At 66.6% G+C, this 11,436-nt stretch carries 14 protein-coding genes; 10 read left to right on the forward strand and 4 right to left on the reverse strand.

Annotated features, from left to right (window positions below):
• Positions 1-382, reverse strand: a 382-nt coding sequence (locus B3E91_RS06775; RefSeq protein WP_287028816.1) for an aminotransferase class III-fold pyridoxal phosphate-dependent enzyme, incomplete at its 3' end; no start/stop codon positions are given.
• A 106-nt stretch (positions 383-488) separates the two neighbouring features.
• Between B3E91_RS06775 and B3E91_RS06780 the strand changes: the two genes are divergently transcribed.
• On the forward strand, positions 489-1,343 hold the full coding sequence (locus B3E91_RS06780) for a LysR substrate-binding domain-containing protein (RefSeq protein ID WP_287028817.1): 855 nt from the start codon (positions 489-491) through the stop codon (positions 1,341-1,343).
• 96 nt (positions 1,344-1,439) lie between these two features.
• Here B3E91_RS06780 and B3E91_RS06785 read toward each other — a convergent pair whose 3' ends face one another.
• On the reverse strand, positions 1,440-1,871 hold the full coding sequence (locus B3E91_RS06785) for a hypothetical protein (RefSeq protein WP_287028818.1): 432 nt from the start codon (positions 1,869-1,871) through the stop codon (positions 1,440-1,442).
• A 162-nt stretch (positions 1,872-2,033) separates the two neighbouring features.
• On the reverse strand, positions 2,034-2,663 hold the full coding sequence (ycaC, locus tag B3E91_RS06790; protein WP_273229146.1) for an isochorismate family cysteine hydrolase YcaC: 630 nt from the start codon (positions 2,661-2,663) through the stop codon (positions 2,034-2,036).
• A 202-nt stretch (positions 2,664-2,865) separates the two neighbouring features.
• Between ycaC and B3E91_RS06795 the strand changes: the two genes are divergently transcribed.
• The 3 genes from B3E91_RS06795 to B3E91_RS06805 all read left to right on the forward strand — a co-directional run bounded on the left by B3E91_RS06795 (position 2,866) and on the right by B3E91_RS06805 (position 6,874).
• Positions 2,866-3,768, forward strand: a complete 903-nt coding sequence (locus B3E91_RS06795; RefSeq protein ID WP_287028819.1) for a LysR family transcriptional regulator — start codon at positions 2,866-2,868, stop codon at positions 3,766-3,768.
• 103 nt (positions 3,769-3,871) lie between these two features.
• Positions 3,872-5,068: an MFS transporter gene (locus B3E91_RS06800; RefSeq protein ID WP_287028820.1), complete on the forward strand. Its 1,197-nt coding sequence runs from the start codon at positions 3,872-3,874 to the stop codon at positions 5,066-5,068.
• A 96-nt stretch (positions 5,069-5,164) separates the two neighbouring features.
• Positions 5,165-6,874, forward strand: a complete 1,710-nt coding sequence (locus tag B3E91_RS06805) for an amidase (RefSeq protein WP_287028821.1) — start codon at positions 5,165-5,167, stop codon at positions 6,872-6,874.
• Positions 6,875-6,945: 71 nt separating this feature from the next.
• Here B3E91_RS06805 and B3E91_RS06810 read toward each other — a convergent pair whose 3' ends face one another.
• Positions 6,946-7,371 carry a VOC family protein gene (locus B3E91_RS06810; protein ID WP_287028822.1) on the reverse strand — a complete coding sequence of 142 codons (426 nt, stop codon included), beginning with the start codon at positions 7,369-7,371 and terminating at the stop codon, positions 6,946-6,948.
• Positions 7,372-7,473: 102 nt separating this feature from the next.
• Here B3E91_RS06810 and B3E91_RS06815 point away from each other — a divergent pair, with 102 nt between their 5' ends.
• The 6 genes from B3E91_RS06815 to B3E91_RS06840 form a co-directional block, all read left to right on the forward strand.
• Positions 7,474-8,346 (forward strand): LysR family transcriptional regulator, encoded by an 873-nt coding sequence (locus B3E91_RS06815; RefSeq protein WP_287028823.1) that lies wholly within the window; start codon positions 7,474-7,476, stop codon positions 8,344-8,346.
• Between the two features lie 161 nt (positions 8,347-8,507).
• Positions 8,508-8,765, forward strand: coding sequence for a ParD-like family protein (locus B3E91_RS06820; protein ID WP_287028824.1), 258 nt, complete (start codon positions 8,508-8,510; stop codon positions 8,763-8,765).
• Positions 8,762-9,553, forward strand: coding sequence for a type I methionyl aminopeptidase (gene map, locus B3E91_RS06825; protein WP_287028825.1), 792 nt, complete (start codon positions 8,762-8,764; stop codon positions 9,551-9,553). The genes B3E91_RS06820 and map overlap by 4 nt, the downstream gene beginning before the upstream one ends.
• Positions 9,554-9,677: 124 nt before the next feature.
• Complete coding sequence (locus tag B3E91_RS06830) at positions 9,678-10,613, forward strand: hypothetical protein (protein ID WP_287028826.1); 936 nt, start codon at positions 9,678-9,680, stop codon at positions 10,611-10,613.
• A 144-nt stretch (positions 10,614-10,757) separates the two neighbouring features.
• Positions 10,758-11,087, forward strand: a complete 330-nt coding sequence (locus B3E91_RS06835; RefSeq protein WP_287028827.1) for a hypothetical protein — start codon at positions 10,758-10,760, stop codon at positions 11,085-11,087.
• A gap of 80 nt (positions 11,088-11,167) precedes the next feature.
• Positions 11,168-11,436 (forward strand): tRNA-dihydrouridine synthase (locus B3E91_RS06840; protein ID WP_287028828.1); only part of this gene is annotated, 269 nt, incomplete at its 3' end.

An 11,436-nucleotide genomic window follows, 5' to 3' on the forward strand; every position in this document is an offset into this window, starting at 1 on the left:
TGCCGGTGACCAGCTTGGCCATCCGGATCACCGCCTCGTTGGATTCCGCGCCGGTGCTGAGCAGCATGGCGCGGTCCAGCCCGGCCGGCGTCTTCTCGGCGAGGCGCGTCGCCAGTTCCACTACCGGGCGCGAGAGCATGCCGCTGAACAGGTGATCGAGCCGCTGCGCGTACTCGCCGATCACCGCGCTGATGTCCGGGTGGCAGTGGCCGAGCACCGCGCTCATCTGCCCGGAGGTGAAATCGAGGATCGCGCGGTCGTCGGCGTCGTAGACGAAGCTGCCGGCGGCGCGCTCGATGATCAGCGGCTCGAAGGTGCCGCCGTAGCGGATCAGGTGCTGGCGGGCGTTGCGCCAGAAGGTCGGATCGTCGTTCTCGGACATGGGCCATCACCTTGCAGTCGGGCATCGGGGACTTGCAGTCTAGGAAGACCAAAAGTATTAACTGAAACGAATAGTTCTTATACGAGCCAGCAGGGAGGCTTATACCGTGGCGCTTTCGCTGGACATCGACCTGTTGCGCTCCTTCGTGATGATCGCCGAGGCCCGCTCGCTCAGCCGCGCGGCGGAACGTATCGGCCGCACCCAGTCGGCATTGAGCCAGCAGGTCCGCCGTCTTGAGGAGATCGTCGAACAGCCCCTGCTGCAACGCACCGGACGCGGCGTGCTGCTGACCCACCAGGGCGAGCGCCTGCTCAATCACGCGCAGCGCATTCTGCGCCACCACGACGAGGCAATGGCCGAGCTGTCCGGCAAGGGCCTTTCCGGGACGCTGCGCTTCGGTTGCCCGGACGATTACGCCGCGGTGTTCCTGCCGCACCTGTTACGCGGCTTCGCCAGCCAGCACCCGCAGGCATCGGTGGAAGTGGTCTGCGCGCCGACGCCGCGCCTGCTCGAACAGATCGACAGACACGCCCTGGACCTGGCGCTGATTTCGCTGGCCGAAGTCAGCGACGAGGCGGTGATCCGGCGCGAGCCGCTGGTCTGGGTCGGTTGTCCGGGCACCGGGGCGGCGGATTTCGCGCCCCTGCCGCTGGCGCTTTCGCAGCCCGACACCCTCGATCACCTGGCCGCCTGCAACGCCTTGCGCGCGGTCGGCCGCGAGTACCGCATCGCGTATGCCAGCAGCAGCCTGGCCGGGCTGATCGCCCTGGTACGCTCCGGCCAGGCCGTGGCGGTACTGACCCAGACCGCGGTGCCAGCCGACCTGCAGATACTCGCCGGCGACGCCGCCCTGCCCGCGCTACCCAGCGTCGGCATCGCCCTGAGGTTCGGCCAGGGGCAACCGACGCCGCTGGTGGACGCGCTGGCCGAACACATCCGCCAACTGCTCCCGAGCCTTTGAACGCGCGGCCTCCCCCGATAACTGCCTATCGGCCGCTCGCCCCTTCGCCCATGAAAAAGCCCCGCCTGGGCGGGGCTTGCGTCTGCCGCTGAACCGTCAGTCGGTCTCGTCGACGATGCCGATGGTGAAACCGCTGATCGAGGTGATCTTGCCGCGCCACAGCACGCCTTCGTTGGTGGGCACGAACTGGCCGCCGGTGAAGACCTTGGCGTCGCGCAGGTGGATGTAGGCGATGTTCTTCTCATCGTCGCCCTTGACCGGAACTTCGTAGATGGCCTTCCACTCCTGCACGTATTCGAGCATCTTCGCCGCGGCGGCCTGATCCAAGTAGCCAGTGAGCTGCGCGTGGAACGCGTCCAGGTATTCCTTGCCGCTGATGAGGATGCCGGAGACCAGCCCGGCCGGGATGGTCAGGGTGATGGGCGTAGGGATGCCCATGTTGGCGAGCAGTATGACCTTGCGTATCAACCAGTCGGCGTCCGGGGAATCGCCCCGCGATGCATTACTGAGTTCCGCTTCTTCCGGCATAACCAATGTCTCCGTCGACAGATGAGGGGCGTAGCTGCCTCAACGGTAGTCCATCCCGATGACAACCGCCTGACTGCCGTCACTCCGGCACGCGGTAGCCCACTCATCCGGGCAGAAAAATGCCCGCACGCGGCGGGCATTCGTCTCGAAGTGACAGCGGTATTACTTGGCGGTCAGCGCCGAGTAGCTGTTCATCAGGTTGCGGTAGTTCGGAATGCGCGGCGACAGCAGGTTGGCCAGGCCTTCCATGTCGTTGCGCCAGTCGATCTGCAGCTCGCAGGCGACCGAGAACCAGTTCACCAGCTGGGCGCCGGCAGCGGTCATGCGTGCCCAGGCGGCCTGTTGCACGGTTTCGTTGAAGGTGCCGGAGGCGTCGGTCACGACGAACACCTCGAAGCCCTCGGCCAGCGCCGACAGGGTTGGGAACGCCACGCAAACGTCGGTCACGACGCCGGCGATGATCAGTTGCTTGCGGCCGGTGGCCTTGACGGCCTTGACGAAATCTTCGTTGTCCCAGGCGTTGATCTGGCCCGGACGCGGAATGTACGGCGCATCGGGGAACAGCTCCTTGAGTTCCGGAACCATCGGGCCGTTGGGTCCGTTTTCGAAGCTGGTGGTGAGGATGGTCGGCAGTTTGAAGAACTTGGCCAGATCGCCCAGCGCCAGCACGTTGTTCTTGAACTCGTTCGGCGAGAAATCCTGTACCAGCGAGATGAGACCGGTCTGGTGGTCGACCAGCAGAACGACGGCGTCGTCCTTGTTGAGGCGGCTGTAAGGTTTGGCAGTGCTCATGATTCACTCCTGGGTAGCAAGGGTTTGGATCGAGCAGCCCGTGCATCGCAACGCGCTCGATACTCGGCAATACCCTAGTGATCGCTGCCTTCGGCGAATTGGACGAATGTGCTTATTTCCGGGCGCGCCGCCTGGCGGTGTTTCCAAGGGCGTCTGCGCCGGTATGCTTGCAGCCTGTTTTCGCCACGGGCAACGAGTGCACATGGACAAGCTGCTGGCGTTGAGGATGTTCGTCGGAGCCGTCGAAGCCGCCGGGTTTTCCGCCGCCGCGCGCCAGCTCGGCGTGGCCACCTCCTCGGTGACGCGGACCATCGACAACCTGGAAGCTGAGCTGGGCGCCGCCCTGCTCAACCGCTCGACCCGCCGGGTCAGCGTCACCGAGGCGGGCAACGCCTATTACCAGCATGCCCGCGACATACTCGCCGCGGTCGAACGGGCGGACGCCGCCGTCGCCGACCGCGGCAGCGAACCCGGCGGGCAGCTGCGCATCAGCGTGCCGGTGGAGTTCGGCCGGCAGATCATCGCGCCGCAGCTGATGGACTTCCTGCAGCGTTACCCGCGCATCGAGCTGAGCATGACGCTCACCGACGAGGTGGTGGACCTGCAGAGCGAACGGGTCGACGTATCGGTGCGCCTCGGCAGCCTGGTGGTCAGCGCGGACGTGATCAGCCGCACGCTCGGGCATTTTCAGCGCTGGCTGCTGGCGAGCCCGGATTATCTGGCCGCGCACCCGCCGATAGATCGCCCTGGCGACCTCCTGGCCCACGCCTGCCTGCGCTTCGACTACGCCAACGGCTGCCCGGCGTGGACCTTCCGCCAGGCCGGCGAAGAGGTTCGCGTCGACGTCCAGGGCCGCTTCAAGAGCAACAACGCCGATGTGCTGCGTCGCATGGCGCTCGACGGCGCCGGCATCGTCCTGCTGGCCGACTGGCTGGTGCGCGAGGACGTCGACGGCGGTCGGCTGGTCCGCCTGCTCGCCGGGCAGCAGATCAACCCGGGCGAGGCGCAAGCCAGCATCAACGCCCTCTTCCTGCCCAACCAACGCGGCTCGGCACGGGTCGCGGCGTTTCTCGACTGGCTCGAGGACCTGCTCCAGCGACACTGAACGTTGTGCCGAGAGCAATGCTGCATTGCACGGCGACCCGATTCTCCCCCACGACCTCCTGACTTAACGTGGCTTCACCCTTTTCGTTCACCGAGAACCCGACATGACCGATTCAACATCCCACTCGGCCGCCGCTCCCCACCCGCTCACCCAGGGCATGGTGCTGCTGTTCGCCTTCTGCTGCGGCGCCATCGTGGCCAACCTCTACTACGCCCAGCCGATCGTGGCGCTCATCGCGCCCGCGGTGGGGCTTTCGCCGCATGGCGCCAGCCTGATCGTCTCGCTGACCCAGATCGGCTACGCGGCGGGGCTGCTGTTCCTGGTCCCGCTGGCCGACCTGCTGGAGAACCGTAAGGTGATGCTGGCGACCGCGCTGGTCGCCACCGCGAGCCTGCTGGCCGCGGGCTTTTCCAGCCAGCCGAACACCTTCCTGGCGCTGTCGCTGCTGATCGGCTTCAGCTCGGTGTCGGTGCAGATCCTGGTGCCGCTCGCCGCGCACCTGGCGCCGGAAGCGACCCGCGGACGCGTCGTCGGCAACATCATGGGCGGCCTGCTGCTGGGCATCCTGCTGGCCCGCCCCCTGGCCAGCGTGATCGCCGACCATTTCGGCTGGCGCGCGGTGTACCTCGCTGCGGCGGCGGTGATGCTGGCGATCATGCTGGTGATCTTCTTCACCATTCCGCGCCACGAGCCGGACCACAAGGCCAGCTACGCGCAACTGCTGAACTCGCTCATCGGCCTGCTTCGCAGCCAGCCGGTACTGCGCCAGCGCGCGCTGTATCAGGGCTTGATGTTCGCCGGCTTCAGCCTGTTCTGGACCACCGCGCCGATCGAGCTGGCGCGCCAGCACGGGCTGTCGCAGAGCGCCATCGCGGTGTTCGCCCTGGTCGGCGCGATCGGTGCGATCGCCGCGCCCCTCGCCGGCCGCCTGGCGGACGCCGGCCACACGCGCCGCGCCTCGATGCTCGCCATGGGGCTGGCACCGCTGGCGTTCCTGCTCGGCGTGAGTGGGCCGGGCTACAGCGTGGTCGGCCTGGCGATCACCGGCGTGCTGCTGGATTTCGCCGTGCAGATGAACATGGTCCTCGGTCAGCGCGAAATCTATGCGCTGGACCCGAAGAGCCGTGCCCGGCTGAACGCGCTGTACATGACCAGCATCTTCGTCGGCGGCGCCTTCGGCTCGGCCGTCGCCAGTCCGCTCTACGAAGCGGCCGGCTGGCCTGCCGTGGCGCTGCTCGGTGCGGCACTCCCAACCACCGCGCTGGCGGCCTTCCTGTGGAACGCGCGGCGCCGCGGATAGAAGACGGCGAGCGCCGCCCGCAGCGTTTCTGGAATAATCGAGGTCAGGAAAAAAGGCGGCTCGCCGCATGAACCCACACTACGAAGCGGTGCCCGCATGTTTGAAGTAACCGAGGTTTGCATTGCCGAGCTGCGTGCTGCGCTCGAGTCCGGCCGGACCACGGCGGTCGAGCTGGTAAAGGCGTATCTCGCCAGGATCGACGCCTACGACGGCCCCGAAACGCCCACCGCGCTGAATGCGGTGGTGGTTCGCAACCCCGATGCGCTGGCCGAGGCCGAGGCGTCCGACGCCCGTCGCGCCCGCGGCGAAACGCTCGGCCCGCTGGACGGCATTCCCTATACCGCCAAGGACAGCTACCTGGTGAAGGGGCTGACCGCCGCCTCCGGCAGCCCGGCCTTCAAGGATCTCGTCGCCCAGCGCGATGCCTTCACCATCGAACGCCTGCGCGCCGCCGGCGCGATCTGCCTGGGCAAGACCAACATGCCGCCGATGGCCAACGGCGGCATGCAGCGCGGCGTCTATGGCCGCGCGGAAAGTCCCTACAACGCCGCCTACCTCACCGCGCCGTTCGCCTCGGGCTCCTCGAATGGCGCCGGCACCGCGACCGCCGCCAGCTTCGCCGCCTTCGGCCTGGCCGAGGAAACCTGGTCGAGCGGACGGGGCCCCGCGTCGAACAACGGCCTGTGCGCCTATACGCCGTCGCGCGGGGTGATCTCGGTGCGCGGAAACTGGCCGCTGACGCCGACCATGGACGTCGTGGTGCCGTACGCCAGGACCATGGCCGACCTGCTGGAGGTGCTCGACGTGGTGGTGGCCGAAGACCCCGACACTCGCGGCGACCTCTGGCGGCTGCAGCCCTGGGTGCCGATCCCGGACGTCGCCTCGGTGCGCCCCGCGTCCTATCCGAAGCTGGCAGCCGGCAGCGACGCGCTGGCGGGCAAACGCTTCGGGGTGCCGCGCATGTACATCAACGCCGACCCCGCCGCCGGCACCAGCGAAAAGCCCGGCATCGGAGGCCCGACCGGGCAACGCATAGAGACCCGTGCCTCGGTGATCGACCTCTGGGAGCAGGCGCGCCGGACCCTGGAAGCCGCCGGTGCAGAGGTCGTCGACGTGGATTTCCCGCTGGTGTCGAACTGCGAAGGCGACCGTCCCGGCGCGCCGACGGTGTTCACTCGCGGCCTGGTGTCGCCGGAATTTCTCCATGACGAGCTGTGGGCGTTGAGCGCCTGGGCGTTCGACGACTTCCTGCGCGCCAACGGCGATCCCAAGCTCAACCGCCTGGTCGACGTGGACGGCCCGCAGATCTTTCCCCACGATCCCGGCACCCTGCCCAACCGCGAGGACGACCTGGCGGCCGGCATGGACGAATACGTGAAGATGGCCGAGCGCGGCATCACCCCGTGGGACCGTATCGCCACGCTACCCGACGGCCTGCGCGGGCTGGAGCGGACGCGCCAGATCGATCTGGAAGACTGGATGGACGCGCTCGGCCTGGACGCCGTGCTGTTCCCGACAGTCGCCGATGTGGGCCCGGCCGACGCCGACGTGAACCCGGTTTCGGCGGACATCGCCTGGAGCAACGGCGTCTGGGTCGCCAACGGCAACCTTGCGATCCGCCATCTGGGCGTGCCGACGGTCACGGTGCCGATGGGGGTAATGGCGGACATCGGCATGCCGGTCGGGCTGACCTTCGCAGGCCGCGCCTACGACGACTCGCACCTGCTGCGCCTGGCATCGGCGTTCGAGTCGAGCGGCACCCGGCGAGCGATACCACCGCGCACCCCGCCGCTGTCACGCGGCTGAGGCTCCCGCTCGCCGCGCAATGCGCGGCCCTTCACGAGGGCGCATCTGGACTACGGATGCGCCCGCCGTGCCTACTTCGCGAAGAGCTGGCCGATGTCCTTGAACGCCTTGAACTCCAGCGCGTTGCCGCAGGGATCGAAGAGAAACATCGTCGCCTGTTCGCCGACCTGCCCCTGGAAACGAATGTAGGGTTCGATCACGAACCGGGTTCCGAAGGATTTCAACCGATCGGCCAGTGCTTCCCATTCGTCCCACTGCAGCACGATACCGAAATGCGGCACGGGCACGTCGTGGCCGTCCACCGCGTTGGTCCCGGCATGGCGCTGCGAATCGGTCTCGGGGTGTTCGTGGATCACCAGTTGGTGGCCGTAGAAGTTGAAGTCGACCCAGTGCGCGCTCGAACGGCCCTCCTCCAGACCGAAGGTTTCACCATAGAAGGTGCGCGCGGCGGCAAGGTCGTGCACGGGGATCGCAAGGTGGAACGGTGAAAGGCTCATCGGCACTCCAGGCTTCTCATGGGTTTTCGACCCATCCTAATGAGCGACTTCCATTAATAAAAACAATATATATTTCTCAGATTCACAAACAGGATTGATCGAATGATTCGCGAGCTGAAGACCTTCATCGCCGTGTCCCGAGAAGGCACCTTCGCCGCCGCCGGCAAGCAGATCGGGCTGACGCAGGCCGCGGTCAGCGCCCAGATGCAACGCCTGGAGCGCGAACTGGGCTACGAACTCTTCGACCGCAAGGGCCGCGCGGCGCAGCTCAACGCGCGGGGGCGGCAGACGCTTTCACAGGCGCAGGAACTGATCCGTCTCTATGCCGGCCTCGGCGCCACGCCAAACGGCTCGCCGGCCGATGCGCTGGTCGGCGTCGGCGCCATCGCCTCGGTTCAACGCGCGCTGCTGCCGGGCGTGCTGGCGAGGTTTCACCGGGAGAATCCGCACTGTCGTACCCGCGTGCTTCCCGGTTTGTCGATGGAACTTGTCAACCTGGTGGACGCCGGCGAGATCGACATGGCGGCGGTCATCCGTCCGCCCTTCTCGCTGCAGAGCGATCTGCAGTGGACGACCCTGGCCTGCGAGCCTTACCGCCTGCTGGTCCCGCGCGACGTGCGAGGCGATGACTGGGCGGAGCTGCTGTCCAGCCAGCCGTTCATTCGCTACGACCGCTCCTCGTTCGGTGGCCGGCAGGTCGAGCGTTTCCTGCGACAGATGCATCTTCCCGTGCGGGATGTCTGCGAACTCGACGAGCAGGAGGCCATCGTCGCCCTGGTGGCGAATGGCGTTGGCGTCGCGCTGGTTCCGCAGGCCGCAACCTACCGCCGCTGGCCGGCATCGGTACGCGCCGTGGATCTCGGCAGCCATACCTTCCATCGCGATATCGGCCTTGTCCACCGGGCCAACCCGAATCCGAACGAGGCGTCCGCCCGACTGATCCGCCTGATCGGTGAAGCGGCCGCCGCCTCCTGAGGAACTCGGTGCGGGTCGCGATGCGCCGGCTCGCGGCATGCGGGAGTCGTGCATCGAGGTGGCCAGAGCAAAGGCTGGCGCCTCGCGGGTCAGGCCCGAATTGCGAACCTCATCGTCAGCCACTAATATACGATCCATAGTCGTTTCGTATAAGGCTCACCATGGGTATCGTGAAGATTTCCGAAGAGATGCACGAGAATCTGCGCATCGCCAGCACCGCCTTGTCCCGTTCGATCAACGCCCAGGCCGAACACTGGATGCGCATGGGCATGCTTGCCGAGCTGCACCCCGATCTCGATCACCGGGCGATCTGTCGGTTGCTGGTACGTGCCGAACAGGCTGGCGGCTTCAACCTGAGCCGGCTGTGCGAGCTCGAAGAACGCACCGCGGCGGATTCGGCACCGGAGGTGGCGCCATGAGGCCGGCCGTGGTCATTCACACCGCCGACGAGATCGCCCGCTCAGGTGCCGCGGGTGCCCTGGCGGCGCAGGTGCTGGCGATGATCGCGCCGCACGTGAAAGCAGGCGTCACCACCGATTCGCTCGACCAGTTGTGCAATGCCTTCATCGTCGACGAGTTGAAAGCCATTCCGGGCAACGTGGGCTATCACGGGTACTCGAAAACCCTGTGCGTATCCGTCAACCAGACGGTCTGCCATGGCATTCCCTCTGCGCGGGTGCTGCGCGACGGAGACATCGTGAACATCGACGTCGCGGTGGTGAAGGACGGCTGGTACGGCGATACCAGCCGCATGTACCTGGTGGGCGAGCCATCCCCGGAAGCGCGCCGGCTGGTGACCACCACCTACAACGCCCTGTGCGCCGGCATCAGGGTCGTCCGCCCGGGCGCCACCACCGGCGACATCGGTCATGCCATCCAGACGGTGGCGCAGGACGCCGGCTTCAGCGTGGTCCGCGAGTACTGCGGCCACGGTATCGGGCGGATCTATCACGACGAACTGCAGATTCTTCACTACGGCCATCCCGGTCAGGGGACTAGGTTGAAAACCGGGATGATCTTCACCATCGAGCCCATGCTGAACGCCGGCAAGCGCCACGTGGTGCAGCTTCCGGACGGCTGGACCGTGGTCACCAAGGATCAGTCCCTGTCGGCGCAGTGGGAACACATGGTGGCCGTCACCGAAGACGGCTTCCAGGTACTGAGCGAATGGCCGGACGGCACCGGCGAGTACCCGGCCATCGCGTGACACAGGCTGCCGAGGGCGGTGGGCGCAGACAATGCAAGGTCGCTCCCCGATAAAACGCTTTCATATCCGGTAGTATCACCGCCCCTCTGAAACCCGCACGCCAGGGCACTGACCGGAAACTCCCGTGGACATCATCAGCATCATCATGACGGCTGGCCGATCGGCCGTTGAACTCGCCCTGTTCGTCCTTCTGCCCATCATGGTCGTCATGCTGTCGGTCATGAGGCTGCTGGAAGCGGCCGGCATCATGGACTGGATCGTCGCGAAGATCGCCCCCGCGCTGCGCCCCGCCGGCCTTACCGGATTGAGCGTCTTCGCGCTGCTGCAGGTGAACTTCGTCAGTTTCGCGGCCCCGTTGGCGACGCTCTCCACGATGGAACGGCGCGGCACCTCGGACCGTCATCTCGCCGCCACCCTGGCGATGGTGTTCGCCATGGGCCAGGCCAACGTGGTGTTCCCGCTCATGGCGCTGGGGCTGAACCTCGGGCGGGTACTCGCGCTGTCCATCCTCGGCGGGCTGGTTGCGGCTATCGCCACCTACTACCTGTTCGGCAGGAAGCTGTCGTCCGAGGAAGCGACGCTCGATGAAAGCGTGGCTCACGCGACCCTCAACGACCCCAAGGGCGTCATTGCGGTTATCAACCACGCTGGCGCCGAAGCGGTGCGCATCGCCTTCGGGGCCATTCCCATGGTCGCGCTGGCGCTGGTGGCGGTCGGCGTGATCAGGGATGCCGGCGGTTTCGCCCTGATAGAGTCCATCGCCGCACCGGCCCTGCAACTGGCGAACGTCGACCCCGCGGTGATCATGCTCACCCTGACCAAATGCATGGCCGGCGGTACGGCCGTGCTCGGCGTGCTGGTCGACATGCAGCGCAGTGGCCAGATCGACACGGCGTTCATCAACGCCAGCGCCGGCTGGCTGATCCATACCCTCGATCTTCCCGGCGTGGCGATCATGATGTCCGCCGGTCCGCGCGTGGCGAAAGTCTGGAAGCCCGCTGTGGCCGGCGCCGCGCTGGGCATTCTCGTGCGCACGGTGGGCCAGGCGCTGCTGAGCTGAGCGGCACGCGTTCGGTGCCGAGCCACAGTGGCCCGGAGCCGGCGCAGTTTGCCGATCAGCGGACCTCGCCCGTCGAAACTGCACGGCGATTCGCCGGGTCTACCGCCCAGAGCAGCCATTTATCGCCCGAGCGAGCCCCGCGAGATGCACAAGATCCTGATCACCGCGTATCAGCACGACGAAGGCCGTATAGCGCGGTTGAACCGCTCGCTTGGCTATGCCGAAGCCGTTCTCGAACACCAGGGCGAGCCCTCGCTGTTTCCCTACCTGCGCTCGATCCACGATCACAAGGGCGAACTGGAAGTCGGCTGGCTCATCGAGCCGCGCGACCTGCAGCGAAAGGCGCTGGAACGCGCCTGGGAAAAGCTCGGCAACGAGACCGTCGACCGCGTCGAGCACCTGCTGCCCGACGGCGCGCCGGCGCTGGAGCACCCGCAGGAACAGCGCGCGGTTCCCAGGGACCGCAAACCCTGAGCCTCGCGCAGGCCCACCCCATCCCGCCAAGGCGCCACCGCCCATAACCCAGGCACCAATTGTTCCGGCTAAGCCTTACAATGCGCTCCTTCGCGCGCATCTGGCCGTTCGCCTCGACCGACGCGCCGTGCATCCACCTGCATACCGCATGCATCAACCGCTTCGCGCCGGGCTCCACCTTGCAAAAATCGACAGAAAAATCCCCTGCTCATCAGGGCGCCGCAAGCAGACGCTTCTCCGTCGCGCCGATGATGGACTGGACTGACCGCCATTGCCGGTTCTTCCTGCGCCTCCTCTCGCGCCATGCGCTGCTGTACACCGAGATGGTCACCACGGGCGCGCTGCTCAA

The organism is Pseudomonas sp. UBA6310 (genome assembly GCF_002438225.1).
GTDB classification, from domain to species: domain Bacteria; phylum Pseudomonadota; class Gammaproteobacteria; order Pseudomonadales; family Pseudomonadaceae; genus Pseudomonas_O; species Pseudomonas_O kuykendallii.